Origin of the sequence: Cupriavidus phytorum, assembly GCF_003254285.1 — a bacterium.
In the GTDB taxonomy this organism is placed as follows: Bacteria; Pseudomonadota; Gammaproteobacteria; order Burkholderiales; family Burkholderiaceae; genus Cupriavidus; species Cupriavidus phytorum.
Genome location: NZ_QKZN01000003.1, coordinates 604819 through 629234, shown reverse-complemented (window position 1 = coordinate 629234; position 24416 = coordinate 604819). Strand labels below are relative to the sequence as shown.

Sequence of the window (24416 nt, the reverse complement as noted above, 5' to 3'; positions counted from 1 at the left end):
ACCGGCGAGCTGCCGCTGGGCTGGTACACCGGCCGCGACAGCCCCAACACGCGCCGCCTGGTGGTCGAGCATGGCGGCTTCCTGTACGACTCCGACTACTACGGCGACGACCTGCCGTTCTGGACCGAGGTGGAAGTCACCGGCGGCGAGAAGAAGCCGCACCTGGTGGTGCCGTACACGCTGGACTCGAACGACATGCGCTTCGCCACGCCGCAGGGCTTCAACACCGGCGAACAGTTCTTCCAGTACCTGAAGGATGCGTTCGACGTGCTGTATGAAGAAGGCGATCCCGCAGGAGAGGACAGCCCCAAGATGCTGTCGATCGGCATGCACTGCCGCCTGCTCGGCCGCCCGGGCCGCTTCCGCGCGCTGCAGCGCTTCCTCGACTACGTGCAGGGGCACGACAAGGTGTGGATCTGCCGCCGTGTCGATATCGCCCGGCACTGGGCCGCCACCCACCCCTACACTCCCCGGAATCAAGCATGAGCCAGACCTACACCATCGCCCAACTCAACACCATGCCGGTCGCGGAATTCGTGCAGGTGCTGGGCGGCATCTACGAACACTCGCCCTGGTTTGCCGAGACTGCCGCCGCGCAACGGCCCTTCGCCGATGGCGCCGCGCTGGCGCAGGCGCTGCGCCAGGCTGTCGATGAAGCCGGCGAGGCGGCGCAGCTGAAGCTGGTGCGTGCCCACCCGGAACTTGCCGGCAAGGCCGCCGTGCGCGGCGAGCTGACCGCCGAGTCGACGCGCGAGCAAAGCGGCGCCGGCCTGAACCAGTGCACGCCCGAGGAGTTCGACCGCCTGCAGTCGCTCAACGCCGCGTACAACCAGAAGTTCGGCTTCCCGTTCATCCTGGCGGTGCGCGGCTACGACCGCCACGGCATCATCGCCGAGTTCGCGCGCCGCATCGAAAACACGCCGCAGCAAGAGTTGCAAACTTGCATCAACCAGATCCATCGCATTGCACAGTTCCGTCTTGACGACTTAGTATCCGCCTGAGCAAAAAAGCGTCACCTGTATAACAAAAAACGCTGTACCCCGATGCCGCCGGCCTCCCCATGCAAGACCACACCGAGCCCCGGCCAGGCGGCACGAATAAAAGCACAAAGACATGATAAGAACCCGTCAGGGACCCAGTACACAACGTTCCAAGCAGGATCAAAACCACGGAGGTCTAACAATGCAGAAGCAGTACAAGCCGGCGCTCAAGCTGGCGGCGGTAGCGGCTACCCTTTTTTCCGGGGCGGCCATGGCCCAGTCCAGCGTCACGCTGTACGGCCAGGCTGACATGTTCGTCGGCGGCGTGAAGAGCCCGGGCTCGGGCGAGCGCGCCTGGGTAGCCAATTCGGGCGGCATGCAGACGTCTTACTGGGGCATCAAGGGCACCGAAGACCTGGGCGGCGGCACCAAGGCCATCTTCGACCTGAACGGTTTCTTCCGCACCGACGCCGGCCGCAGCGGCCGCTTCGAAGGCGACTCGATGTTCAGCCGCAACGCCTATGTCGGCCTGCAGAACGACAAGGCCGGCACCATCAAGCTGGGCCGCAACACCACGCCGTACTTCATCTCGACCATCCTGTTCAACCCGCTGGTCGACTCGTACGTGTTCTCGCCGACGATCTTCCACACCTACTTCGGCGCGGTCAGCGGCGCCGTCGCCGATCCCGGCATCATCGGCGATTCGGGCTGGAACAACTCGGTGGTGTACAGCACGCCGAACTTCGGCGGCCTGACCGCCAACTTCATCTACGGCTTCGGCGAGCAGCCGGGCGCCGCGGGCAAGCAGAAGTTCGGCGGCAACGTGCTGTACTTCAACGGCCCGTTCGCCGCGACCGTGGCCTACCAGCAGGTCCGCTTCAACAGCGTGCCGACCGACATGTCCGACATCGGCCTGTCGCGCCAGGACGCCGCGCAGATCGGCCTGTCCTATGACTTCAAGGTGGTCAAGCTGTTCGCGCAGGGCCAGTACATCAAGACCCGCGCCACCACCGCGCCGTCGGGCGACATCAAGCACATCGACGGCCAGTTCGGCGCCTCGGTGCCGATCGGCGCCGGCAACCTGCTGGCGTCGTACGCCTACGGCAAGGTCGACAACTCGCTGGGCGACTTCAAGCGCAATACCTTTGCCGTCGCCTACGACTACAACCTGTCCAAGCGCACCGACGTGTACGCCGCCTATTACTACGACAAGATCACCGGCATCGAGCACGGCGATACCTTCGGCGTGGGCGTGCGCCACAAGTTCTGATGCGCTGAGCGCGTCACCGCCAGCACTGGAGCCCGCCTTTCCGGCGGGCTTTTTCATTGGGCGGCAAGGCGCATCGTGCGTCACCGGCCGGGCGTGGCAATGCTGCGCTGCGCCATGCCGAACCCGGCCCCGCGCCAGATGGAAAGCTGCCGCTCCATAGGCGGATTCAATTGGCTTGGCCCCGGCGCGCTTCCTAGATTGGTGTTCCAAGCCTCATAAACCCATGACAGCGAGGTGACACATGCGGCGCTACGCGAAGACCCGGTCTGAACTGATGGCCATCCTGAACCAGTGCCTCGACAACAACCCCGAGTGCGGCGAATGCGAACTGCACGCGGTGCGAATGCACCAGCCTGACCATACCGGATGCAACTGGAGCGCCGAGGTCGATTTCCCGCAGGAGTCCGTCGACAACCTGGGCCACCAGCTCGCCGCGGCAAAATCAATTATCGTGGTCATGCGCGAGCAGTACAACGTGCTGCAATAAGCACCACCCCAACCGCCCCTGGCCGCGCGAATGCGGCGGGGCAACAAACAAAAAGGCCGGGTCATCGCGACCCGGCCTTTTGCATGGCGGACACTACGCAGCGGATCAGCGCACCGCGTTGCACTCGGCCACGGCAACGGCCGTCATATTGACGATCCGGCGCGTGGTGGCCTGCGGGTTCAGGATGTGCACCGGCTTGGCCGCGCCCAGCAGGATCGGGCCCACCGTCACGCCCTGGCCGCCCGTGATCTTGAGCAGGTTGAAGGCAATGTTGGCGGCGTCCAGCGTCGGCATCACCAGCAGGTTGGCGCTGCCGGCCAGCTTGGTCGACGGCAGGAAGTGGCGGCGCACGTCCTCGACCAGCGCGGCATCGCCCTGCATCTCGCCTTCGACTTCCAGGTGCGGCGCCTCGCGCGCGAGGATCTGCGCGGCCTCGCGCATCTTGCGCGCCGACGGGCGCGTCGACGAGCCGAACATCGAGTGCGACATCAGCGCCACCTTGGGCTGCAGGCCGAAGCGCGCGATCTCTTCCGCGGCCAGCTGGGTGATGGCCGCCAGCTGTTCCGCGCTGGGGTCGTCGTTGACGAAGGTGTCGGTGATGAACAGCGTGTACTTCTCCAGCATCAGCGCGTTCATCGCGGCGAACACATGCGCGCCCGGCGCCAGGCCGATCACGTCGCGCACGTGCTCGAGGTGGGCCTCGAAGCGGCCCACCGTGCCGCACAGCAGCGCGTCGGCGTCGCCCATGTGCATCAGCATGGTGCCGATCAGCGTATTGGAGCGGCGCAGCGCCACCTTGGCCATGTCCGGGGTCACGCCGTCGCGGCCGCGCAGCGCGTGGTAGGCCTCGTGGTAGGCGCGGTAGCGCGGATCGTCCTCGGGGTTGATCAGCTCGAAGTCCACGCCCGGCTTCAGGCGCAGGCCGGCCTTGTCGATGCGCATCTGGATCACGTGCGGGCGGCCGATCAGGATCGGACGCGCCAGGCCTTCGTCGACCACCGACTGCACCGCGCGCAGCACGCGCTCTTCCTCGCCCTCGGCATAGGCCACGCGCTTGGGCGCGGCCTTGGCGGCCGAGAACACCGGCTTCATGATCAGGCCGGTATGGTAGACGTAGGTCGACAGCTGCTGGCGGTACGCTTCCAAGTCCTTGATCGGCCGCGTGGCCACGCCGGACTCTTCGGCGGCCTTGGCCACCGCCGGTGCGATCTTCTCGATCAGGCGCTGGTCGAACGGCGTCGGGATGATGTAGTCGGGGCCGAACTTCAGCTCGCGGCCACCGTAGGCCGCGGCCACGGCATCGTTCAGCTCGGCCTCGGCCAGCTCGGCGATGGCCTTGACGCAGGCCAGCTTCATCGCTTCCGTGATCTTGGTGGCGCCGCAATCGAGCGCGCCGCGGAAGATGTACGGGAAGCACAGCACGTTGTTGACCTGGTTCGGGTAGTCCGAACGGCCGGTGGCGATGATGCAGTCGGGGCGCGCGGCCTTGGCGACTTCCGGTCGGATCTCGGGCTCGGGGTTGGCCAGCGCCAGGATGATGGGCTGGTCGGCCATGGTCTTGACCATCTCGGCGGTCAGCACGCCGGCGGTCGAGCAGCCCAGGAAGACGTCGGCGCCCTTGACGATGTCGGCCAGCGTGCGCGCCGAGGTGTCTTGCGCGTAGCGGGCCTTGTTGGCTTCCATGCTGGCGTCGCGGCCAACGTAGATCACGCCCTTCGAGTCCACCACCGAGATGTTCTCGCGCGTCACGCCGAGGCTCACCATCGTGTCGAGGCATGCAATCGCAGCCGCGCCGGCGCCCGATACGGCGACCTTCACCTTGGCAATGTCCTTGCCCACGATCTTCAGGCCGTTCAGCAGCGCTGCAGTCGAAATGATCGCGGTACCGTGCTGGTCGTCATGGAACACCGGAATATTCATGCGCTCGCGCAGCTTCTGCTCGATGTAGAAGCACTCCGGCGCCTTGATGTCTTCCAGGTTCACGCCGCCCAGCGTGGGCTCGAGCGCGGCGACGATCTCGACGATCTTGTCCGGGTCGCGCGCGTCGAGCTCGATGTCGAACACGTCGATGCCGGCGAACTTCTTGAACAGGCAGCCCTTGCCCTCCATCACCGGCTTGCCGGCCAGCGGGCCGATGTCGCCCAGGCCCAGCACCGCGGTGCCGTTGGTGACCACGGCCACCAGGTTGGCGCGCGAGGTGTACTCGGCGGCAGTGGCGGGATCCTTGGCGATTTCCTCGCAGGCGTAGGCTACGCCCGGCGAATAGGCCAGCGACAGGTCGCGCTGGTTGGACAGCGCCTTGGTCGCGGTGACCTGGATCTTGCCCTTGGTCGGGCTGCGGTGGTATTCCAGCGCGGCGAGGCGCAGCTGCGCTTCAGGACTGTTCGGGGCATGTTGCGGTGCATCACCGCCGTTCTTGCTGCTCATTGGCTCGTCCGGAAAATGGCCCGGACCGGAAGCGCCCCTCTCCCGCCATGGTTCGGCCCGGCTCAAGCGACAAGCCGGCAGCGAAGGACAAGCTCTGGCAGCGAAACTGACGACTCCGGCAGCCAGGCCGGAAAAATCGAGCAGCTATTCTAGCCCACGCGCCCGCGCAAAGTACCACCGCGGCACGCCTGCGGGCGGCATTTTGCGCGGATTCTGGCCGTTAAACAGCTTTTACCATTGGGTATGCAATGGCGGTGCAGAAGCATGCTCCTGCATGCATCCGCACGCATTGCACTGCCGGGCCTGGGACGGCCGGTGGCAGCTGATGGCGGTCGCGCTACTTAGCGTTCTTCTCCACCTCCAGCGTCACCCGGCGCGGACGGCCGCTGTCGGACGGGAAGTCGGTGAAGGCGCTGCGGATCAGGTACGGCATCATCGCCGGCAAGCTGCCGTTCTCGGCCTGGTTCTGCGCGGTGACCTGCCAGACCCGCTTGCCGCTGGCCGCGTCCTTGAAATACACCCGCAGGCTGGAGAACGTCACCGGCACGTCGCGCACCACCGTCTGCGGCGGCCAGTAGCCCGGACCCCACGGTCCCCATGGCCCCCACGGCCGGTAGTAGCCCGGTCCCCAGTACGGACCCCAATACGGGCCCCACGGGCCGTACCACGGGTCCGGGTAGACCGTCTCGGCGACGCGCACCAGCCCCGGCGCCGAGTCATAGTCCATGCTGACCAGATAGCGCGCCTGCCGGGCCGGCACCTGCTCGAAGCCGACGCCCGCCAGCGCCGCCGCCAGCCACTGCTCATAGGTCTGCCGGTCGAGCTGGGCCGCCTGCTCGGCGCTGCGCTCGAAACTGTAGGTGCGCGGCGCGTCGTTCTGCCAGCCGGGCTGGCGGAACGACGTGACATCCGTGGTCACGGTGCTGGCGCACCCCGTCAGCAGCAGCGCCGCCAGCACTGCCAGCGCGCCCCACATCCCGCGCAGCCCGGGCCACCGGCCCGCTGCCCCTTGATTGCCGACACCGCCTGCGCGCTGCCACATAGTGCTACCTCGCTCTTCTGTCTGCTGAAACCCTGCGTGTCTCTGAGACCACGCCGGCGCCGGGGAATTCCCCTGCACCGCTTGGTGCGGCGCCCGCCAGACCGCGCCCCGACCCCTTGGCTACAATGAGGACTTCAGCGCCATGCTTTGCCTGCACGCGCGTGGCCGCTCCCGGCCGTCCCTTTTCCTAACGGTCTTCCGAAGACAGGATCCCTCCATGCTGCGCACCGACACGCCCGTTACCGTCTATCGCAAGGACTATACCCCGCCGCCGTTCGCCATCGACCACGCCGCGCTGGTGCTCGAGCTCGACCCCCAGCGCACCGTGGTCACCAGCACGCTGCGCTTCGCGCGCACGGCCGGCGCCCCCGACGCGCCGCTGGTGCTGGCCGGCGAAGAGCTCGAACTGATCGGCGTCAGCCTGGACGGCAAGCCGGTGGCCAACGCCACCCAGGACGGCGGCACGCTGACGCTGCCCGGCCTGCCGGCGCAGGGCACGCTGGAAATCACCACCGCGTGCCAGCCCGCGGCCAACACCACGCTGTCGGGCCTCTATGTCTCCAATGGCAACTTCTTCACCCAGTGCGAGGCCGAGGGCTTCCGCCGCATCACCTATTTCCTCGACCGCCCCGACGTGATGGCGACCTACCGCGTCACGCTGCGCGCCGACCGCGCCGCCTATCCGGTGCTGCTGTCCAACGGCAACCTGGTGAGCCAGCGCGAACTGCCCGATGGCCGCCACGAGGCCGTGTGGGAAGACCCGTTCCCCAAGCCGTCGTACCTGTTCGCGCTGGTAGCGGGCAAGCTCCAATGCATCGAGCAACGGATCCAGTCCGCCTCCGGCAAGGACAAGCTGCTGCAAGTGTGGGTCGAGCCGCGCGACCTCGACAAGACCCGCCACGCGATGGATTCGCTGGTCCATTCGATCCGCTGGGACGAGCAGCGCTTCGGACTGGAGCTCGATCTCGACCGCTTCATGATCGTCGCCGTCGGCGACTTCAACATGGGCGCGATGGAGAACAAGGGCCTGAACATCTTCAACACCAAGTACGTGCTGGCCAACGCGGAAACTGCCACCGACACGGACTTCGCCAATATCGAGGCGGTGGTCGGCCACGAGTACTTCCACAACTGGACCGGCAACCGCGTGACCTGCCGCGACTGGTTTCAGCTGTCGCTGAAGGAGGGCCTGACGGTATTCCGCGACCAGGAATTCTCGGCCGACATGATGGGCTCGGAATCGGGCCGCGCGGTCAAGCGCATCGAGGACGTGCGCGTGCTGCGCCAGGTGCAGTTCCCCGAGGACGCCGGCCCCATGGCGCATCCGGTGCGCCCCGACAGCTACGAAGAGATCAACAACTTCTACACCGTCACGGTGTACGAGAAAGGCGCCGAGGTCGTGCGCATGTACCAGACCCTGCTGGGCCGCGAAGGCTTCCGCAAGGGCATGGACCTGTACTTCCAGCGCCATGACGGCCAGGCCGTGACGTGCGACGACTTCCGCGCCGCCATGGCCGATGCCAATGGCCGCGACCTGAGCCAGTTCGGGCTGTGGTACAGCCAGGCCGGCACGCCGGTGGTAACCGCGCGCACCGCGTGGAACGGCGACGACGGCAGCCTGACGCTGACGCTGTCGCAGCGCTGCCCCAAGGTCGGCATCGAGACCCGCGCCGGCACGCCCGACAAGCAGCCCTTCCATATCCCGTTCGCGCTCGGCCTGCTGGGCGCCGACGGCAACGACCTGCCGCTGCAGCTGGAAGGCGAAAGCGCGCCCGCCGGCACCACGCGCGTGCTCGACTTCACGCAGGCCGAGCAGAGCTTCCGCTTCATCAACCTGCCGCGCGGCACCGAGGCCCCGCTGCCGTCGCTGCTGCGCAATTTCTCCGCGCCGGTGATCGTTGATGCCGAGTACACCGACGCGCAGCTGACCTTCCAGCTGTCTCACGACAGCGACGCCTTCAACCGCTGGGAAGCCGGCCAGCGCCTGGCCACGCGCGCGCTGCTGCAGCTGGTGGCCGACGTGCAGGCCGGGCGCGAGCTCAGGCTCGATCCCGCGCTGGTGCGCGCCATGCGCGCGGTGCTGACCGACGACACGCTCAACCCCGCCTTCCGCGAGCAGGCCCTGGTGTTGCCGGCCGAGGCCTACCTGGCCGAGCGCATGGGCGTGGCCGATCCCGCCGCCATCCACCGCGCCCGCCAGTTCATGCGCGAAGGCCTGGCGCGCGCGCTGCAGGCGGACTGGCTGGCCGCCTACGAAGCCAATGCCACGCCGGGCCCGTATTCGCCCGATGCCGCCTCGGCGGCGAAGCGCGCGCTGCGCAACCTCGCGCTCGGCTACCTCGCCGACAGCGGCGACCCCGCGATGCAGGCGCTGGCCGACCAGCAATACCAGAATGCCGACAACATGACCGACCGCTTCGCCGCGCTGTCGGCGCTGGTCAACAGCTTCGCCCCCGGCCGCGAGCATGCGCTGGCGGACTTCTACCAGCGCTTCGAAGACGACGCGCTGGTGATCGACAAGTGGTTCTCGCTGCAAGGCATGCAGCGCGGCAGCGTCGGCCCGCAGCCCGGTGGCCCGCACGCCGGCAAGCGCACCATCGACACCGTGCGCGCACTGATGGAGCATCCCGCCTTCAACCTGCGCAACCCCAACCGCGCGCGCTCGCTGATCTTCAGCTTCTGCTCCGGCAACCCGGCACAGTTCCACGCCGAAGACGGCTCGGGCTACCGCTTCTGGGCCGACCAGGTGCTGGCACTGGACGCCATCAACCCGCAGGTGGCGGCGCGCCTGGCGCGGGTGATGGACCGCTGGCAGAAGTACGAACTGGCGTTGCGCGACCGCATGCGCGCCGAGCTGGAACGCGTCGCCGCCTGCAGCACGCTGTCGCGCGACGTGCGCGAGATCGTCGGCAAGGCGCTGGCAGGCTGAGCGCGACCGGCCCACGCCCCCCGATGCCCGGCCCCGGCGCGGCCGGGCATGTAGAATTGCGGCCATCCAAGGAGAACCAACCATGACTCGCATCAGCCTGACCCGCTACCTGGTCGAGGAACAGCGCAAGCACAACACCATCCAGCCCGAACTGCGGCTGCTGATCGAAGTGGTCGCGCGCGCCTGCAAGGCCATTTCCAACGCCGTCAGCAAGGGCGCCCTCGCCGGCGTGCTGGGCTCGGCCGGCACCGGCAACGTCCAGGGTGAAACCCAGCAGAAGCTGGACGTGATCGCCAACGAAGTGCTGCTCGACGCCAACGAATGGGGCGGCCACCTGGCCGCGATGGCGTCGGAAGAAATGGAATCGTTCTACGAGATTCCCAACCGCTACCCGAAGGGCGAATACCTGCTGATGTTCGACCCGCTCGACGGCTCGTCGAACATCGACGTCAACGTCTCGATCGGCACCATCTTCTCGGTGCTGCACATGCCCAAGCCCGGCCAGACCGTGACCGAGGCCGACTTCCTGCAGCCCGGCACGCACCAGGTCGCCGCCGGCTACGCCGTGTACGGCCCGCAGACCACGCTGGTGCTGACGGTCGGCAACGGCGTGCACATGTTCACGCTGGACCGCGAGGCCGGCAGCTTCGTGCTGACCCAGTCCAACGTCACGATTCCGGAAGACACCAAGGAATTCGCCATCAACATGTCGAACATGCGCCACTGGGCCCCGCCGGTGCGCAAGTACATCGACGAGTGCCTGGCCGGCGACGAAGGCCCGCGCGGCAAGAACTTCAACATGCGCTGGGTGGCATCGATGGTCGCCGACGTGCACCGCATCCTGACCCGCGGCGGCATCTTCATGTACCCGTGGGACAAGCGCGAGCCGGAAAAGCCCGGCAAGCTGCGCCTGATGTACGAAGCCAACCCGATGGCGATGCTGGTCGAGCAGGCCGGCGGCGCCGCCACCAACGGCGAGCAGCGCATCCTCGACGTGCAGCCGACCAAGCTGCACCAGCGCGTCTCGGTGATCCTGGGCTCGAAGAACGAGGTGGAGCGCGTCACGCGCTACCACCAGGAAGCGCAAGCCAAGGCCTGATCGCGGCCGGACTTGCCTGAAACGGGGCGCGCCGCGCCCCGTTTTTCGTGCCGGCGCCGGATGGCATCGGCGACACAAAGGGCTTCACAAGGCCGGAAAACGCTGCTACTATTGCGGGCTGTTCCAGATCGCCGGAACATGTTGCCGAAGTAGCTCAGTCGGTAGAGCAGCTCATTCGTAATGAGAAGGTCGGGGGTTCGATTCCTCTCTTCGGCACCAAAGCCAATACCGGCGCGGTTTTCCGGTTCGTCACACCTTACAACGAATGAGGTGCTCCATGACGATCCAGACTTCCACCCCAAGCCGTAATGTTGTGCTGCCGGCTGCCCATCCGGCATACCCCACCGCCAAGGTGCGCGCCCTGCGCGATGCGCCTTCGCGCCAACGCCTGACCGTCCGCGAACTTGCGGACGCGTATATGGCTGCCTACACCGGTCGTGACGCGACCCGCGCCCCCGTACTTGCCCGCTGGACCAGCTACCTTGGCGACGAAATTGCATCCGAACTGGATGCCGACGTTATCCACAATGTGCTGGACGACATCGCCGCCACCCCGGTGATGAAATACCTTGGTAAGCACGACGACGGCACACCCAGGTACAAGGAATGCGGCTTGCCCAAGCCCGCCACCATCAACCGGGCCAAGGTCGTGTTATCCGCCCTGCTGACGTGGGCACAACAGCGCCGCATGATGCCACGCGGCTGGACCAACCCATGCCGTGAAATCCCCGGCCTGCCCACCAACAACGCACGCACCCGGTTCCTGTCCGACGACGAACGCCGCCGCTTGCTAGCCCTGTGCCGCACTTCAACATGGCCGCGTCTCTATCTGCTGGTCCTGCTGGCGCTGACCACGGGCGCGCGCAAATCCGAAATGCTCAACCTGCGCTATCGGGACTTGGACTTGGAGGCCGGCACCGCGCACTTACACGCGACCAAAAACGGGGACCAACGCGTCTTGCCGCTCGTGCCTGCTGTCGTCACGGAAATTAAACGCTTCGGCAAGGGCAAGCCGGATGCCTTCCTGTTCCCCGCGACTACGGCGGACGGCGCCAAGCCGTTTCAGCCAACCAAGGCATGGGCCGTGGCTATCCAAGCCGCGCGAATCGAAAACTTCCGCTTTCACGACCTGCGCCATTCCTGCGCGTCGTATCTGGCGCAGTCCGGCGCATCGCTACTGGAGATTGCAGACGTGCTGGGACACAAGACCTTGGACGTGACGCGCAGGTACAGCCACTTGACCACGGACACGAAAGCCGCGCTTGTCGGCCGGGTTCTCGGAAATATCGCATGAAATCAGACAAGCCAAGACGCGGGGCAGACGGGCATTATTTGCTTGCTTCCGTGATGGCGGATGACTCTGCGCAGGTATTGGGCCAACCGCTTGACGTGATGCGCAGACAGCTGGAGCGCGAACAGATTGCGGGTTGTTTGAATGCCCTTGGCCTGCCCAACAGTCCGGCCAACCGCGAACGAATCCGCAACGCAATCGGTGAGCCGCTGCGCCGGTTTTTTGACGGCGCTGGCGGCGAGTTGATGCGGCAGGCAATGGATAAGCGCGTGGACGCGACCAGAACGCGAAACGGTAAGGCTTCTGACGAGGACGAGAAGCGCGCCGTTGCCAGTCTGTTCGACCGGCTATATGACCATGAGACGCGTATTACACCCGGCAGAAAGCCAAAGGTAACTGTGCTGTATGCCGATGTTATTGCGCAGCATGACCCGCCGCGCGCCCTTACATTCATCAAGGGGGCGGTGGCAGCCTACAGCAAACGTCACCGCCCCCGCAAAAAAGTGAACACGGGCAAGTAATTATCGAGGTCACCCCATTGTGGTGACCTTTTTTGTTTCCTTTGATGGATTGCAGGCGCACCGGGCCGCGCCGGTATTGGCAACCAACAGGGACATAGACCATGGAGAACAACAGCAAGACAGCACCACCCCCGCAAGTCCAGCCGGTCATGGGCGAAGGCGAAACATGGCGAAACACCACGGGGGCAGTCCTCTTTGCGTCCGATCACGGATTGGAATGGCACCTTCGGGACCGCGAATTCCGTGCCGAACTACTGCAACAGGGACTGATTTTTCGCATTCGCCAAAAATACGTTACGACTGACCCTGCCGGGCTGTATGCCGCCATCGTGTCACAGATGCGCCGGCGCTCACAGCAACATGCCACACGCGAAGCCGCCTATCGCGCAGCGCGCGAACAGCCCTCTGCGTAACGACACCCCACGCTGAAGCGCGACATAGACCGCGCCAGCGCAGCATCACCAATAAGAGGAACGAACCATCCCCAAGGACGACCCGCCCGGCATTGGCCGGGCGGGATGAGCGGAGCTTTGTCCAAATACTCATAGGAGTTGGTTATGCCGCTTGGTGACGTTCTAGATGCGGAAAATTTGGTCGGCGCTGAATGGCGCAACTGCTGCGAGATTGAAGCACGGTGCCCATGCTGCGGCCGCGCCCTACTGATCCGAACCAACAGCGCGGCGCAAGTGGATTTTCGCTGCATGACCAACCGGCCATGCCAGCCGTCGGACATTCTGCACGCGCTTGGGTTGACCCATGCCGCACTGCTGCCGACCGTTGGCAAGTATCGGCCGCTGCCATGGGGTTGGTGGCGGAATCGACCACGCTATGCCGGTGGCCCAGTCCAGCCCGTAGGGGAACAGTGATGAACTACTTCATGTGGTTCCACCGGGACTATGCAGCCGACACGCGCGGCCTGTCTTGGACCGAAGACCTTGCACTAAGACGCCTACTAGAAATTCACTACGACGCTGAGCATCCCTTGGAGCCGGACATACGTAGTCTGTGCAAGCGCATCGGCGCCACCACCAAATTACAGCGCCGGGCGGTGGCCGATGTCCTCGACCGGTACTTCGTCCAGACGCCCGAAGGATGGGTGAATCATCGTGTCGTCCAGCAGATCGAAACGCAGCGCGCGTACCGAGAAACCAAGCGGGCAAACGGAATGAAGGGTGGCCGGCCACGCAAGGAAAAAAACCTACCGGTTTCCAAAGGTGGCAACACCGACCGCGCGACCGGAAAAGCTACCGGTTTTGACGGGACTGGGTTTGATGGAAACCTACAGGAAACCTATAGCTTTCCGACAAAAAAACCTACAGCAAAGCCAACTACAAACTACAAACAAAACAATAGGGTTACAGATACGTCTGTAGTCGCGCGCGAGCATTTGACCGTCGCGCATTCCACGTCCTCGCCCTCCGCTGTCGCGTCAGCCGATGAAGCGAAAAGCCGGCTTGCAGGAACGGGTTCGCCAGCCACCGCGCAACAGGCGACCGCACCGGACGACCAAACGCCGGACCCGGCCGGCATGGTGGGGTGATGCTGTGCCCGACCAGCTGCCCCAACTCGAAGACGTGCGCCTGTGGCTGTCGCAATGCAAGCAATGGGCCGCCGAACTGGCCGACCTCGAATCATGGCCGGCAGACCTACGCGCGGACATTCTCGACCGCCTACGCCGGGCACCTGCTGTTTCCCTGCAAGCCCAAGCCGAACATTTCCGGGTGCGCACCAACGAAGCGAGGGCGCATCTTGGGATCGTTCCCGACGTCCGCCGCCTGGAACGCGCAACACCACCAGCACCAACGGCACCACAGCCGAAGTGGAAGCGTGAGTGGCAAGCGACCCGAGGCATCGCCAAGGCGCTGCCGGATACCGCGACACCAGCGAAACGGCGCAAGCGTGGAACACGCAAGTCCTTGTCCGACTTTCCCGAAGACCGGGCGAGATATGAGCGCCTTGTAGCAGGCGAAGCCAACCAACCCCCAAAGGAAAACCATCGATGACCAACGAAAGCAAGATCGCCGCTGCACGCACTGCGCGGCTGGCACAGACCCAGTCTATTGCCCGGTCGCTACTGGCCCGCTGCTATGACGGCACCGCCAGCCCCCGGCAGGCCATCAAGGCGTTTTGCATTGCCTGCGTTGGCGAGCGCCGTAAGGACGTCGCCAACTGCACCTGCTACGCCTGCCCGCTTTACCGGTATCGCCCCGCTTTCTCTACAGACGCGCGAGGGAGCGAGCTAGACGCGCAAGAATCGTCCGAATCGACCCGGGACATGGTGGAGGACCACCCCGACCAAAAAAAAGATTCTGGAACGCTAGATCGCCCGCTAGGGGGCTGATTCGCCAAACACGATTCCACCGCCTACGGTGGATCACAACAGCGGAGGACATGGGCATGGCACAAACCACACCGCCCGCCTTTGGCGGTTTATCCCAACAGGACTTGGATTGGCTGGCCGTCTTCAAGTCAGCCAACCCGGTGCAGGCGGCGGACCTTGCGGCCGCGTTTGACATGGCCTGCAACGTGCTGCGTGAACGCGGGTACACCTGCGCCACCGATGACCGGGCCGACAAACTGCGCGGCGCGCTGGCCCGCTATGTCACGGAGTCACAGCGATGACAGGTGTTCATGACGAAGCGCCACCACGCATCGTGGTCTATCCCTGTGGACGTGACGCTTTCTGGCTGCATGTTGAAGCCGGGCGCTATCGATGGGACACGGAAGCACTGACCGAACAACAGTTAATGGCCATTGCACCTATGGCCGGCATGGCGCTGTTCTCCGAAGGCTGCATGCCGTGTCCTGTGGAAGTGCTGATGCCGGAAGACTTCGCGGACGTGGCGATAGAAATGCAGTTTCGTATCGGCGTGGCAGTGCGCGCCGGCTTTGACCAAGCATGCCGCGAGGCCAAGCAATAAGACCACAACCAATTTGTGGAGTAACTAAAAATGCAAGTGACCGCAATCAAAGGCCAAAATCGTTGCCCTATTGCCACCATTGCCGCCGCGTATCTTCGTAGCTTTGCGACCGGGCGCGACGCAACCCAACTACTCAAGGACAACCGGGGCGCGTTGGACTTCATGAAGGCCGTGCAAGGGCCGGCGGATACGCAGAACCCGGAATGGGCCGGCGCACTGGTACAACCGACAGTGACCGCCTTCGTGCAGGAACTGCCGGCCAGCGTGTTGGGGCCGCTGACCGCCTACGCCATGCGCATGGATGCGTCGCAGCGCATTCAGGTGCCGGCGCGCGTATCCGGCGCACCGAATGCCGGGTTCGTTGCCGAGGGGGCGCCGGTCCCAGTAATTTCCGGCAACGTGGGCACCGGGCCGGTGCTGACCAACGGGAAACTTTCCGTTATCGTGCCCGCCACCATGGAACTGGCCGCCAATCCGAATGCTGGCCCGGTGCTGGAAACGCTGGTGCGTGAATCGGTGTCCGCTGGCGCTGATGCGGTGCTGCTGGGCAATGCCCCGGGGACTGACTTCCAACCCCCGGGGTTGCTGGCTGGCGTGACACCGATTGTTGGCACTGGCGATGCCGTGGCCGACATCAAATCGTTGGTGGAAGCTGTGCCCAACCTTGTGCGCCCGGTGTTCGTCATGAACCAATCGCAGTACATAGGCGCGACCGCCGCCAATCTTGTGGCCGCAGACGGAACAATTGCCAAGGCGCCCACCGTTGTATCAGCACACGTTGAAACGGGCGCGGTGATGCTGATCGATGCGCAGGACTTCGTGGTTTCCACCGGCGCGGGCGTTCGATTCGAACGCACCGAGCAAGCCGTTTTGCATATGGACAACGAACCGGCCGCCATCGCGGACAACGCCGGGGCCATTGCTCACCCGGTGCAAAGTCTTTGGCAACACTACCTTGTTGCCATGCGCGCGACGTTGCCCATCACGTGGGCGTTGCGCGATACCGGCCGCGTGGCCGTCGTTACCGGCGCAACGTGGTGATGCCATGGGCATGAACGTGAAGCCGTGGGCGGACTGATGGCCGCCTACGCTGAACGCTTGCGCGAATGCGAAGCACAACAGCGCGTCATGGCCGAACTTATCGCCAAGCAAGGCGCCGCGTTGCGCGAGTTGGGCCGCCACGTGTCCGAACTGGTGAACACGATACAGGCCGCAGCGCAACGCAATGCCGCCGAACTCGCCGAATAAAGGGGTACGAAAAATGTCCTTCGAAACTGACACTTTTAAAACTGACAAGATTCTTTCCGGCCTGACGGCAAAACAATGGCGTGCCTTGGGGCCGCTGATTGACGTATTAGTGGAACGCTTCATGGACACCGAAGACCGCATTGACGCACTGGAAGCGGCCGCAGGCATCAAAGCCGTCAAGCCGCGCGTGCGGGCCATGGGCGTGGCCAGCGTACCTACACCACCAGACCGGGATGCCCTGCTAGCGAAAATCCGGGGCACGCTTGCCGCTGTACCGGTGGAGTCCTGAACCATGATGCGCCGCCACCATAGCGCATTCCAATGGCGCGAATACACCGAACGCGCCCCGGGCTTGTATGTCTGCGTTGGCCACTGGTACGGCGGCGAAGGCTTCGCCCTGTCGTCAGAACGCAGGATCACGACAGCGGCGCGGCCCGGCCGGGTGCAATGCGTGCGCGGTGCTGATGCCGGCGAACTGCTGGCCGCCGTTGCTGCGCTGGCCCAAGACATCGCCGCCGACCCTCCGCCATCCCTTCGCATCGTGACATGCGACAACCTGGACAACGGTGTGACGGCGCGCGCCGTGCTGCTGTTGCTGGCCGCCATGCAATCCGATGACGAACAACAGGAGGCCGCCTGACCATGACACCCGATGCCGATTTCTACGGGTCCGACGCGTGGCGCCGAGTGCGGCGCGCCGTCATGAGGCGCGATGGGTTCACCTGTTGCCGGTGTGGCGCGGACGTGAGGCACACCGGCTGCCGGCTCGCTCACATCAAGCCGCGCGCCACCCACCCGGAACTAGGGTTGGTCATGTCCAACCTGCGGTTGCTGTGCTGGCACTGCTACAGCACGACCAAGCGCCCGGCCGATGTTGCGACCCATGCGGCTCCCGCTTGAATGCCGCGCCGTGGCGTTGCGAAGTCGGCGTGCAAGCCCCCCCCGACATCCACCGCAGCAGAAAAATTGCCTACAGCGCGTTTAAACGCGTCTGGCGCGCGAGCACCGGGCGCGGCCGGGCCGGGGGGGGCGGTGTCGAAACCGCCACAAAAACGCGCGAGCGGGCCTCGCTGCGCCACGCCAATGTGACCCCCGCGTAACGCCAATTATGGGGGAGTTTTCTACACCCATCTATCGCCTACCATCCACCGATAGGGACTAACCTATCGGCCACCGCTGGCCGTTTCCATGGGGTGGATATGGCAGACGATGCCTTGACGATGCCGCGTGACCTAAGCCCGGACGCGCGTATGGAATGGGGCAACATCATGGGCACGGTGCGGCCGGGCACGTACCGCGCGGCTGACGTGCCGGCCTTACGCTTGTACGTGGACACGCTGGTGGACCTGCGCCGCGTGGAACGCGAAGTGCAGGCGCTGCGCGCGGTGGCCGACAAGAACCCCACCCAAGGCAACGTCCGGCGCCTGCACCAGCGCGAGCGCGCACTAAACGCGACACGCAAACAGGTGTCCACGCAGCAAAGCCGCTTGCGCTTGGTGCCGTCCGCCCGCCGCGATGGGAAACAGGCGGACCACACGTTAAAGGGTGGATTCGCTTACAACTCGGACGGATCGGCCATCAAGCCATCGTGGTGGCCGGAAGGGAAGCCCTTCAATGCGCGGCCGGGTATCAAAGATTGCGACCGGGGCACGCCGGACGAAGACTTGGCCCTATTCGGAGACACCGAAACGCAAGTGGCCTTGTTTGGATGCGAGTCACCGCACAGCCTGTCCGTGCATCCTGCCGGCACCCCGTTCGTGGACTGGCAGGCGGACGCCAAGCGCGACGAACGCAACCGCCGCGAACGCGAGCGGCGCGCGCAAGCCCGCGCCGAAAGAATGGCCTTCGCACTGGCGCCGCGCCCTGTAGGCCGACCGTGCAAGGTGGCCGCATGATTGCCGCGAGCTGTGCAGGACGCCGCCGCCGCCCGCATGTGGAATATCGGCGCCAGCATCCGCTTCCATCGCCGCAACCGTCACCACCAGCACCGCCGCAGCAGCCGACGCGCGCGGGCATCAGCTCCGGCCGTTGTCCGACGCGGAATTCTGGATGATTCACCGCGACAGCGAAACCATGCAGTAAGGGGAAAGGGCGACGGGTTGTGAGCCGTCGCCCTTTTGTTAGGGACGAACGCCCCGCCCATTGAACACGTGCGTCGCGCACGCGGGCGTCAGGCTACGGCCACTTAGAGAAATCGAGATACTTTCCGAACACGGCCTTTGCGTCAGTCAATTGCGCGCGAAGCCATTCGTCCTTCTTGGTGATTTCTTTGACCGCCCCTTCCGGGTCGCCGGGCTTCAAATTCTGGTGCATCCGCGCCATGTCAAAGTAGGTTTTGCGGACATTCTCTATGTACGTAGCGACTTCTGGCCCAAACAGAAATTTTGCTGCCGCCGTATCGTTGTTGAAATTGATGCAGTATGGCGCAGGATTGTGTAGGTTTTCGCCGCCCCTTTCGATGAAGAAGATTGTTGCGTCATAGATCGCAAGACGCTTGGCGAACAAATCGAAGTTCAATTTCGCCTTTGCGACTGCGTACTGTCGCCAAGCAACGTACCCGGCAATGGCCCCGATAACCAGGGCGACAGCGGCGGCGGGCGCTCCCTTCAATAGCTCGAAACACAGCGAATTTGGCTCGCACATATCCTTTCCCCCGGAATATTGGTGTTCAAGACGCAAAGCCGGCAACGATCCAACCGAGCGCCCAGCCGATGCCTAGGCCCACTGTTCGTCCCGCTTTTCCTGAACCTTGGCTAATTTCTTCCGTGATGCTATGCCCCACCTGCTTTTCGTAAAGCGCGATCTGCTTATCTCGCGTCAATGGGCGTGTCTCGCGGCCCAATGCGAACATGACTGCGCCCGCAGTGCAAACCAGCATCCAGATAACACCCAGTACCCGCAGCGTCTTGGCAACGCGTGACAACCCTTCGTACTTGCTCATGCTTATCTTTGGTTATTTTCGTGGGACAGTAGAGCGCCCACTTTGCCCGCGCCCGGCGCGCCGCTAAATCACAAGACCCCGATACAGCGTCCACACCGCCCAAAGCGTGACCATAGATTGCGCCATTGTCGCTACTGACTGAACGTGTAAGAGCTTGACGGCAACGCGACCACTGCAAGCGAAATCGCCTTGGCGCAGGCGCTTCACGGCCCAACGAGTGCCCAATCTGTTCCACCCCCATGCGGATTTGTCCAGTTCGGTGAAGAAGGCTTCAATATCGAAGTCAACGCCGTTCATGGATGCGAAGGCTTTCTCTCCTGCCTCGCCCCCACCACTTAGCGCATTCAGTATCAGGGATGCGAACTTGGCAATGATAGCGGCCACCATTGCCGCAAGGAAAAGACGCACCAGCATGGGAAGCGTCGGTGCGCTCAAGTAGTCAGCCAAATCGCCGATCTTGCCCAGCAAGAAGGCCAGCACTGCCGCGTACGCGCCTAGCATCCACCCTGAAAACGCATCGAGCTTTTCCGCCCCCTTCGCGGACGACTGCAACAACATCTTTCCGATCAAGACTTTTTCTTGTACGTGTTCCATGTAGTTCTTATGTTGGCGAAGTTTGACCGCTGGGGAATATATCAGTCCGGCATGTCGCGCCGTCAAAAGGACCGGGCCGCCCCGCGAGGCATAGGCGGCCACGGTGCGCCCTTGGGTTCGCAGTGCGCCGTTGCGGCGCGGATGGCACAGGCCGACCCGGCAGGCAAAAAAAGTGGGCGGTTTCGCCCGCCCCAATGTGCATCGCCCTCGCTACAGTTTCAGTGTAGGTAATAGAGGCCCCTTCGCATGGTGCAGTACCGTAGGCGCCATATTCGCTGGTGGCCGGAGTAGACCCGGAGTAGAACCGTAGTAGAATCGGCGCCGTGGCGTACCGGTGCCGTGCTTCGTAATGAGAAGGTCGGGGGTTCGATTCCTCTCTTCGGCACCACCAGAATCCCAGGGCCCAGCCCGCACAAACCCGGACAGCGTCACGCTCTCCGGGTTTTTTGTTGCCTGCGGTCCTGCGATGACGGCGGTGTGCAGGGGGGCAGCGGCAATGCCACTGGCTGGCGCCCCAGCCGTTGCGCCCACCAGTAGCGGAAGGGGTGATCCAGATCGGGATAGAGCACCGGCTGGCTGAAGCAGCCGGCACGCTTCATCAGGAGATAGGCGGCAAGCATGGCCGCCCAGAAAGCTAGCAGTTCCACGATCACGGCCGCCGCGGATGTCGGGGTGGCCGTTTTCATTATAGGTACCGGGTCCCGACATGGGGCCGATGGCGCACCCCGTGGATACCCTAGGCGCCGGGCATCGCTCAGTACACCTCCGGCACGATCATTTCCTTCGGCACCGGCTGGCGCACGTAGTCCTCGTGGCGCTCGCGGCCGGGCAGCACCACCGTGGGGGTCTCCACTTCGGCATATGGCACCAGGCTCAGCAAGTGATGGATGCAGTTCAGCCGCGCGCGCTTCTTGTCGTCGGCCTGCACCACCCACCACGGCGCCTCGGCGATGTGGGTGCGCTCGAGCATGATCTCCTTGGCGCGCGTGTAGTCTTCCCAGCGGCGCTGCGATTCCAGGTCCATCGGGCTGAGCTTCCACTGCTTGAGCGGGTCGTGGATCCGGCTGAGGAAGCGCAGGCGCTGCTCGTCATGCGTGATCGAGAACCAGTACTTGATCACCTGGATGCCGGAGCGCACCAGCATCTTTTCGAACTCGGGCACCGAGCGGAAGAATTCTTCGTACTGGTCGTCGGTACAGAACCCCATCACGCGCTCGACGCCGGCGCGGTTGTACCAGCTGCGATCGAACAGCACGATCTCGCCGGCGGCGGGCAGGTGCGCGACGTAGCGCTGGAAGTACCACTGGGTGCGTTCGCGGTCGTTGGGCGCGGGCAGTGCGGCAACGCGGCAGACGCGCGGGTTCAGCCGCTGGGTGATGCGCTTGATCACGCCGCCCTTGCCGGCGGCGTCGCGTCCCTCGAACAGGATCACGACCTTGTGCCCGGTGGCGGCGACCCAGCTTTGCAGCCGCACCAGTTCGCCCTGCAGCCGGAACAGCTCGCGGAAGTATTTCCGGCGGCTGTCCTGCTCGGCCTGGTCGTCCAGGTGCACGGGATCGCCGAAGGCCTCGCTGGCCTCGCGGTCGTCCAGTTCCAGTTCGATCTCTTCGTCGTAATAGTCGGCCACCTCGTTGTGGATGCGCCGCACCAGCTCTGCTTCACCCGGTCTCATCTGCTTGCTCTCCCTGTGGATACAACGCGGTCGCGGCGATGCTGGCATGGCCGTATTGCAGCCGCGTGAAGGCGGGGCAGGATGCCCTGCCCCCCTGCCCCTGCGGCCCGCCACGTGATACGCCTTTCAGCCCGCGGGATTGATGTTGTGGTTATGGCGGAACAGGTTGTCGGGATCGTAGCGCCGCTTCACTTCCACCAGCCGCTCGTAGTTCGGCCCATAGGCGGCGCCGACGCGGTCGACCTCCTCCTGCGTGAGGAAGTTGACATAGACGCTGCCCAGTGCGTACGGCGCGGCCGCGCGGAACACCTCGCGCGCCCAGCCGATGCAGCGGTCGTCGTCCGCGGGGCTGTCCCAGCGCCCGTGCAGATTCATGATGAACTTGGCGTCGCGGTTGGCATAGGCGGTTGCGTCGGGCGCGACGCGGTTGGTCTGCCCGCCCATCGCGCCGATAAAGACCTCGCATTGCGGCGACGGCAGCTTGCCGATCTGCTCGATCAGCATCGCGATCAGCCCGTCGTCGAGGCCCGCGAAGTTGTGCGACTTCCAGTAGTTGCGCGCGCCCGGCGTCAGCAGCGGATCGAAGGCCTGCTGCCACGCGGTAAGCGGCATCGGCCCCAGGTGCTCGCCATACGGGGTGCCAAGCTGGCGCAGCGGCTCGACCAGTTGCGGCCCCTGCTCCGGCGGACCGATATAGCAGATCGCCAGCGCCGCCACCGGCTTGCCGTGCGCCTCGGGCGGCAGGAACGGCAGCGGCGGCGCCTGGCGCAGCACCACCCAAACGGTCAGCTCATCGGGCATCGATTCGTACAGCTCGCGATAGGCCGGCAGCACGCTGCCGGCCTGCTCCAGCGGATAGACGATCAGTCCGCCATAGACCTGCGGCCCGACCGGATGCAGGCGGAACTCGAACATCGTCACCACGCCGAAGTTGCCGCCGCCGCCGCGCAGCGCCCAGAACAGGTCGGCGTTCTCGTCGCCGCTGGCGCGCACCAGCTTGCCGTCGGCGGTGACGACCTGCGCCGACACCAGGTTGTCGACCGTGGTGCCGAACTTGCGGCTGAGCCAGCCGAAACCGCCGCCCAGCGTCAGCCCGGCCACGCCGGTGGTGGAGTTGATGCCGAGCGGCGTGGCCAGGCCTTGCGCCTGGGCTTCGTGGTCGAAGTCGCGCAGCGTGGCGCCCGGTTCTACCCACGCGCGTTGCGCGTGGGGATCGATGCGCACCGAGCGCATCGTCGACAGATCCAGCACCATGCCGCCCTCGCAGATCGCCAGCCCGCCGATGTTGTGGCCACCGCCGCGTACCGACAGCAGCACGCCGTGCTCGCGCGCGAAGTTCACCGCCGCCGCAACGTCGGCCGCGCCCGCGGCCTGCACGATCCACTGCGGGTGGCGATCGATCATCGCGTTCCAGATCCGGCGCGCGTCGTCATAGCCCTCGTCGCCCGGCTGCAGCAAGCGTCCGCGCAGCTGCGCTTTGAGTGCCTCAATATGTTCCTGCGATGGCTGGGCCATGATCTGCCTCCCGATGCTGGTTGGAAACATCGGACAACACGCGGCGTCACGAGCAAAAAAATGGCCACGAGGACCGATGATTCCATCATTTAAGGCAGGCACCGGGGGAATGTAAATGCGCGCTGTGCGCGGCGCATTGCGCGGGTGGGGCAAGTCCTGCCATGGCCGCGCGGCCTATCATGGAGGCACGGCAGCACGGTGCCCTCGCGCCGTGCACCTGCACGATGGACCCTGCCAGCCAACCTCCCCTGTTCCTGTGCGGCGACGTGATGACCGGTCGCGGCATCGACCAGATCCTGGCGTATCCCAGCCAGCCGCTGCTGCATGAATCGTATGTGCATTCCGCGCTCGACTACGTGCGACTGGCGGAACGCAAGGCCGGCCCGATCGCGCGCCCCGCGGGGCCGGACTATCCGTGGGGCGATGCGCTGGCGGAACTGGCAAGCCGCGCCGCGCAGCCGCGCATCGTCAACCTGGAAACCGCCATCACCACCAGCGACGATGCCTGGCCCGGCAAGTCCGTGCACTACCGCATGCATCCGCGCAACGTCGATTGCCTGCAGGCCGCCGGCATCGACTGCGCGGTCCTGGCCAACAATCATGTGCTGGACTGGGGCCGCGCAGGCCTGGCCGATACGCTCGACGCGCTGGACGGCGCGCACATCGCGCACGCCGGCGCCGGTCCCGACGAGGCCAGCGCGGCAGGCGCAGCGGTGCTGCCCCGGCCCGGCGGTGGCCGCGTGGTGGTGCTTGCCTTCGCCATGACCAACGCCGGCACGCCGGCGGCGTGGCGCGCTACCGCCGGGCACTCGGGCGTAAACCTGCTGGACGACTGGTCCGCGGCCTCGCAGCAACGCATTGCCGCGCTGGCCCATCAGCTGCGGCGCCCCGACGATGTGATGGTGCTGTCGATCCACTGGGGCCCGAACTGGGGCTACCACATCGATCCCGCGCAGCGCGCCTTCGCCCGCGCGCTGGTCGAACACGCCGGCGTCGATATCGTGCACGGGCATTCGTCGCACCATCCGCTCGGCATCGAGCTGCATGCCGGCAAGCCGATCCTGTACGGCTGCGGCGATTTCATCAACGATTACGAGGGCATTGGCGGATACGATAGCTACCGCCCGGACCTGGCGCTGATGGCATTCGTCAGCTTCGATGGCGGCGGCAGCGCGGACCTGCGGCTGGTGCCCTTGCGGCGCAGCCACTTCCGGCTGGCGTATGCGCGCGAAGTCGACATGGCCTGGCTGCAAGCCATGTTCGAAGCACAGGGAAGCGCGCTTGGCACACGCGTGGCGCGCAGCGGACTGCACGAGTTGCGGCTGTGGGCGGCATGAGCCGCAAGCCAGCCCTGCCACGATTCCGGTACTTGCCGTATGAAATGGCCGGCGCAAAAACAGAAAGGCCAGCGCGATGGCTGGCCTTCCCGTTCATTCAAGTGCCACGTGTGTCGGTTCGGTGTAACGCTTCCACAGAGTG

At 65.0% G+C, this 24416-nt stretch carries 28 protein-coding genes, 1 tRNA gene and 1 pseudogene; 22 read left to right on the top strand and 8 right to left on the bottom strand.

What is annotated here, in order from left to right; genetic code table 11:
- The 4 genes and pseudogenes from C7416_RS11340 to C7416_RS11325 form a co-directional block, all read left to right on the top strand.
- Window positions 1-486 (top strand): annotated as a pseudogene (locus tag C7416_RS11340) (allantoinase); the annotation flags it as partial.
- Window positions 483-1001 (top strand): 2-oxo-4-hydroxy-4-carboxy-5-ureidoimidazoline decarboxylase, encoded by a 519-nt coding sequence (gene uraD / locus C7416_RS11335; RefSeq protein WP_092308361.1) that lies wholly within the window; start codon window positions 483-485, stop codon window positions 999-1001. The pseudogene C7416_RS11340 and the gene uraD, both read left to right, overlap by 4 nt.
- A gap of 181 nt (window positions 1002-1182) precedes the next feature.
- Window positions 1183-2250, top strand: a complete 1068-nt coding sequence (locus tag C7416_RS11330) for a porin (RefSeq protein ID WP_062797676.1) — start codon at window positions 1183-1185, stop codon at window positions 2248-2250.
- Window positions 2251-2491: 241 nt separating this feature from the next.
- Window positions 2492-2737: a hypothetical protein gene (locus C7416_RS11325; RefSeq protein ID WP_012352285.1), complete on the top strand. Its 246-nt coding sequence runs from the start codon at window positions 2492-2494 to the stop codon at window positions 2735-2737.
- A gap of 105 nt (window positions 2738-2842) precedes the next feature.
- On the opposite strand, the gene C7416_RS11320 is transcribed toward C7416_RS11325, so the two are convergent.
- Window positions 2843-5164, bottom strand: coding sequence for an NADP-dependent malic enzyme (locus C7416_RS11320; RefSeq protein WP_111519034.1), 2322 nt, complete (start codon window positions 5162-5164; stop codon window positions 2843-2845).
- A 337-nt stretch (window positions 5165-5501) separates the two neighbouring features.
- Window positions 5502-6140 carry a DUF4136 domain-containing protein gene (locus C7416_RS11315; RefSeq protein WP_181461217.1) on the bottom strand — a complete coding sequence of 213 codons (639 nt, stop codon included), beginning with the start codon at window positions 6138-6140 and terminating at the stop codon, window positions 5502-5504.
- A gap of 283 nt (window positions 6141-6423) precedes the next feature.
- Here C7416_RS11315 and pepN point away from each other — a divergent pair, with 283 nt between their 5' ends.
- The 17 genes from pepN to C7416_RS11255 all read left to right on the top strand — a co-directional run bounded on the left by pepN (window position 6424) and on the right by C7416_RS11255 (window position 18110).
- Window positions 6424-9135 carry an aminopeptidase N gene (gene pepN, locus C7416_RS11310; RefSeq protein WP_111519033.1) on the top strand — a complete coding sequence of 904 codons (2712 nt, stop codon included), beginning with the start codon at window positions 6424-6426 and terminating at the stop codon, window positions 9133-9135.
- 82 nt (window positions 9136-9217) lie between these two features.
- Window positions 9218-10234, top strand: coding sequence for a class 1 fructose-bisphosphatase (locus tag C7416_RS11305; RefSeq protein ID WP_018006958.1), 1017 nt, complete (start codon window positions 9218-9220; stop codon window positions 10232-10234).
- Window positions 10235-10377: 143 nt separating this feature from the next.
- A tRNA-Thr gene (locus tag C7416_RS11300) sits at window positions 10378-10453 on the top strand.
- A 58-nt stretch (window positions 10454-10511) separates the two neighbouring features.
- On the top strand, window positions 10512-11528 hold the full coding sequence (locus C7416_RS11295) for a tyrosine-type recombinase/integrase (RefSeq protein WP_181461207.1): 1017 nt from the start codon (window positions 10512-10514) through the stop codon (window positions 11526-11528).
- Window positions 11525-12046, top strand: coding sequence for a hypothetical protein (locus C7416_RS11290; protein ID WP_111519031.1), 522 nt, complete (start codon window positions 11525-11527; stop codon window positions 12044-12046). The genes C7416_RS11295 and C7416_RS11290 overlap by 4 nt, the downstream gene beginning before the upstream one ends.
- 101 nt (window positions 12047-12147) lie before the next feature.
- A complete protein-coding gene (locus C7416_RS28910) occupies window positions 12148-12459 on the top strand; it encodes a hypothetical protein (protein ID WP_146604266.1) in 312 nt (103 codons plus the stop codon).
- 452 nt (window positions 12460-12911) lie between these two features.
- Window positions 12912-13586, top strand: a complete 675-nt coding sequence (locus tag C7416_RS11285) for a YdaU family protein (RefSeq protein ID WP_181461205.1) — start codon at window positions 12912-12914, stop codon at window positions 13584-13586.
- Between the two features lie 4 nt (window positions 13587-13590).
- Window positions 13591-14049, top strand: a complete 459-nt coding sequence (locus C7416_RS28905) for a hypothetical protein (protein WP_146604265.1) — start codon at window positions 13591-13593, stop codon at window positions 14047-14049.
- Window positions 14046-14387, top strand: a complete 342-nt coding sequence (locus C7416_RS11280) for a hypothetical protein (protein ID WP_111519029.1) — start codon at window positions 14046-14048, stop codon at window positions 14385-14387. Before C7416_RS28905 ends, C7416_RS11280 begins: the two co-directional genes overlap by 4 nt.
- Window positions 14388-14443: 56 nt before the next feature.
- A complete protein-coding gene (locus C7416_RS28900; protein ID WP_146604264.1) occupies window positions 14444-14668 on the top strand; it encodes a hypothetical protein in 225 nt (74 codons plus the stop codon).
- Window positions 14665-14967, top strand: coding sequence for a hypothetical protein (locus tag C7416_RS28895; protein ID WP_146604263.1), 303 nt, complete (start codon window positions 14665-14667; stop codon window positions 14965-14967). Before C7416_RS28900 ends, C7416_RS28895 begins: the two co-directional genes overlap by 4 nt.
- A gap of 30 nt (window positions 14968-14997) precedes the next feature.
- Window positions 14998-16008: a phage major capsid protein gene (locus tag C7416_RS11275; RefSeq protein WP_111519028.1), complete on the top strand. Its 1011-nt coding sequence runs from the start codon at window positions 14998-15000 to the stop codon at window positions 16006-16008.
- Window positions 16009-16044: 36 nt separating this feature from the next.
- The gene (locus C7416_RS11270; protein WP_181461203.1) at window positions 16045-16215 is read left to right on the top strand and encodes a hypothetical protein; all 171 of its coding nucleotides are present in this window, start codon (window positions 16045-16047) and stop codon (window positions 16213-16215) included.
- Window positions 16216-16228: 13 nt separating this feature from the next.
- Window positions 16229-16504: a hypothetical protein gene (locus C7416_RS28890; protein WP_146604262.1), complete on the top strand. Its 276-nt coding sequence runs from the start codon at window positions 16229-16231 to the stop codon at window positions 16502-16504.
- A 3-nt stretch (window positions 16505-16507) separates the two neighbouring features.
- Window positions 16508-16855: a hypothetical protein gene (locus C7416_RS11265; protein WP_111519026.1), complete on the top strand. Its 348-nt coding sequence runs from the start codon at window positions 16508-16510 to the stop codon at window positions 16853-16855.
- A gap of 2 nt (window positions 16856-16857) precedes the next feature.
- Window positions 16858-17115 (top strand): HNH endonuclease, encoded by a 258-nt coding sequence (locus tag C7416_RS29405; RefSeq protein ID WP_111519025.1) that lies wholly within the window; start codon window positions 16858-16860, stop codon window positions 17113-17115.
- 350 nt (window positions 17116-17465) lie between these two features.
- Complete coding sequence (locus tag C7416_RS11255) at window positions 17466-18110, top strand: hypothetical protein (RefSeq protein WP_111519024.1); 645 nt, start codon at window positions 17466-17468, stop codon at window positions 18108-18110.
- Window positions 18111-18390: 280 nt separating this feature from the next.
- Here C7416_RS11255 and C7416_RS11250 read toward each other — a convergent pair whose 3' ends face one another.
- From C7416_RS11250 to C7416_RS11230, 6 genes are all read right to left on the bottom strand, one after another.
- Window positions 18391-18858 carry a hypothetical protein gene (locus C7416_RS11250; RefSeq protein ID WP_111519023.1) on the bottom strand — a complete coding sequence of 156 codons (468 nt, stop codon included), beginning with the start codon at window positions 18856-18858 and terminating at the stop codon, window positions 18391-18393.
- Window positions 18859-18883: 25 nt separating this feature from the next.
- Complete coding sequence (locus C7416_RS28885; protein WP_146604261.1) at window positions 18884-19156, bottom strand: hypothetical protein; 273 nt, start codon at window positions 19154-19156, stop codon at window positions 18884-18886.
- A gap of 63 nt (window positions 19157-19219) precedes the next feature.
- Window positions 19220-19750: a hypothetical protein gene (locus C7416_RS11245; RefSeq protein WP_146604260.1), complete on the bottom strand. Its 531-nt coding sequence runs from the start codon at window positions 19748-19750 to the stop codon at window positions 19220-19222.
- Between the two features lie 428 nt (window positions 19751-20178).
- Entirely contained in the window at window positions 20179-20436 is a 258-nt protein-coding gene (locus C7416_RS11240; RefSeq protein WP_082818856.1) for a hypothetical protein, read from the bottom strand.
- Between the two features lie 68 nt (window positions 20437-20504).
- The gene (gene ppk2, locus C7416_RS11235; protein WP_111519021.1) at window positions 20505-21422 is read right to left on the bottom strand and encodes a polyphosphate kinase 2; all 918 of its coding nucleotides are present in this window, start codon (window positions 21420-21422) and stop codon (window positions 20505-20507) included.
- A 126-nt stretch (window positions 21423-21548) separates the two neighbouring features.
- Window positions 21549-22937 carry an FAD-binding oxidoreductase gene (locus C7416_RS11230; protein ID WP_111519020.1) on the bottom strand — a complete coding sequence of 463 codons (1389 nt, stop codon included), beginning with the start codon at window positions 22935-22937 and terminating at the stop codon, window positions 21549-21551.
- A gap of 224 nt (window positions 22938-23161) precedes the next feature.
- Here C7416_RS11230 and C7416_RS11225 point away from each other — a divergent pair, with 224 nt between their 5' ends.
- Entirely contained in the window at window positions 23162-24274 is a 1113-nt protein-coding gene (locus tag C7416_RS11225) for a CapA family protein (RefSeq protein WP_240988149.1), read from the top strand.
- The last annotated feature ends 142 nt before the right edge of the window (window positions 24275-24416 follow it).

Excerpts from the sequence above, each read along its gene's own strand:
- C7416_RS11250 (WP_111519023.1), bottom strand. The coding sequence starts at position 18,858 with ATGTGCGAGCCAAATTCGCTGTGTTTCGAGCTATTGAAGGGAGCGCCC.
- C7416_RS11255 (WP_111519024.1), top strand. The coding sequence starts at position 17,466 with ATGGAATGGGGCAACATCATGGGCACGGTGCGGCCGGGCACGTACCGC.
- ppk2 (WP_111519021.1), bottom strand. The coding sequence starts at position 21,422 with ATGAGACCGGGTGAAGCAGAGCTGGTGCGGCGCATCCACAACGAGGTG.
- C7416_RS11285 (WP_181461205.1), top strand. The coding sequence starts at position 12,912 with ATGAACTACTTCATGTGGTTCCACCGGGACTATGCAGCCGACACGCGC.
- C7416_RS11320 (WP_111519034.1), bottom strand. The coding sequence starts at position 5,164 with ATGAGCAGCAAGAACGGCGGTGATGCACCGCAACATGCCCCGAACAGT.
- C7416_RS28895 (WP_146604263.1), top strand. The coding sequence starts at position 14,665 with ATGACAGGTGTTCATGACGAAGCGCCACCACGCATCGTGGTCTATCCC.
- uraD (WP_092308361.1), top strand. The coding sequence starts at position 483 with ATGAGCCAGACCTACACCATCGCCCAACTCAACACCATGCCGGTCGCG.
- C7416_RS11280 (WP_111519029.1), top strand. The coding sequence starts at position 14,046 with ATGACCAACGAAAGCAAGATCGCCGCTGCACGCACTGCGCGGCTGGCA.
- C7416_RS11330 (WP_062797676.1), top strand. The coding sequence starts at position 1,183 with ATGCAGAAGCAGTACAAGCCGGCGCTCAAGCTGGCGGCGGTAGCGGCT.
- C7416_RS28910 (WP_146604266.1), top strand. The coding sequence starts at position 12,148 with ATGGAGAACAACAGCAAGACAGCACCACCCCCGCAAGTCCAGCCGGTC.
- C7416_RS28890 (WP_146604262.1), top strand. The coding sequence starts at position 16,229 with ATGTCCTTCGAAACTGACACTTTTAAAACTGACAAGATTCTTTCCGGC.
- C7416_RS28900 (WP_146604264.1), top strand. The coding sequence starts at position 14,444 with ATGGCACAAACCACACCGCCCGCCTTTGGCGGTTTATCCCAACAGGAC.
- C7416_RS11240 (WP_082818856.1), bottom strand. The coding sequence starts at position 20,436 with ATGAAAACGGCCACCCCGACATCCGCGGCGGCCGTGATCGTGGAACTG.
- C7416_RS11270 (WP_181461203.1), top strand. The coding sequence starts at position 16,045 with ATGGCCGCCTACGCTGAACGCTTGCGCGAATGCGAAGCACAACAGCGC.
- pepN (WP_111519033.1), top strand. The coding sequence starts at position 6,424 with ATGCTGCGCACCGACACGCCCGTTACCGTCTATCGCAAGGACTATACC.
- C7416_RS11245 (WP_146604260.1), bottom strand. The coding sequence starts at position 19,750 with ATGGAACACGTACAAGAAAAAGTCTTGATCGGAAAGATGTTGTTGCAG.
- C7416_RS11230 (WP_111519020.1), bottom strand. The coding sequence starts at position 22,937 with ATGGCCCAGCCATCGCAGGAACATATTGAGGCACTCAAAGCGCAGCTG.
- C7416_RS11290 (WP_111519031.1), top strand. The coding sequence starts at position 11,525 with ATGAAATCAGACAAGCCAAGACGCGGGGCAGACGGGCATTATTTGCTT.
- C7416_RS29405 (WP_111519025.1), top strand. The coding sequence starts at position 16,858 with ATGACACCCGATGCCGATTTCTACGGGTCCGACGCGTGGCGCCGAGTG.
- C7416_RS11315 (WP_181461217.1), bottom strand. The coding sequence starts at position 6,140 with ATGTGGGGCGCGCTGGCAGTGCTGGCGGCGCTGCTGCTGACGGGGTGC.
- C7416_RS11265 (WP_111519026.1), top strand. The coding sequence starts at position 16,508 with ATGATGCGCCGCCACCATAGCGCATTCCAATGGCGCGAATACACCGAA.
- C7416_RS11305 (WP_018006958.1), top strand. The coding sequence starts at position 9,218 with ATGACTCGCATCAGCCTGACCCGCTACCTGGTCGAGGAACAGCGCAAG.
- C7416_RS11275 (WP_111519028.1), top strand. The coding sequence starts at position 14,998 with ATGCAAGTGACCGCAATCAAAGGCCAAAATCGTTGCCCTATTGCCACC.
- C7416_RS28885 (WP_146604261.1), bottom strand. The coding sequence starts at position 19,156 with ATGAGCAAGTACGAAGGGTTGTCACGCGTTGCCAAGACGCTGCGGGTA.
- C7416_RS11225 (WP_240988149.1), top strand. The coding sequence starts at position 23,162 with ATGGACCCTGCCAGCCAACCTCCCCTGTTCCTGTGCGGCGACGTGATG.
- C7416_RS11295 (WP_181461207.1), top strand. The coding sequence starts at position 10,512 with ATGACGATCCAGACTTCCACCCCAAGCCGTAATGTTGTGCTGCCGGCT.
- C7416_RS11325 (WP_012352285.1), top strand. The coding sequence starts at position 2,492 with ATGCGGCGCTACGCGAAGACCCGGTCTGAACTGATGGCCATCCTGAAC.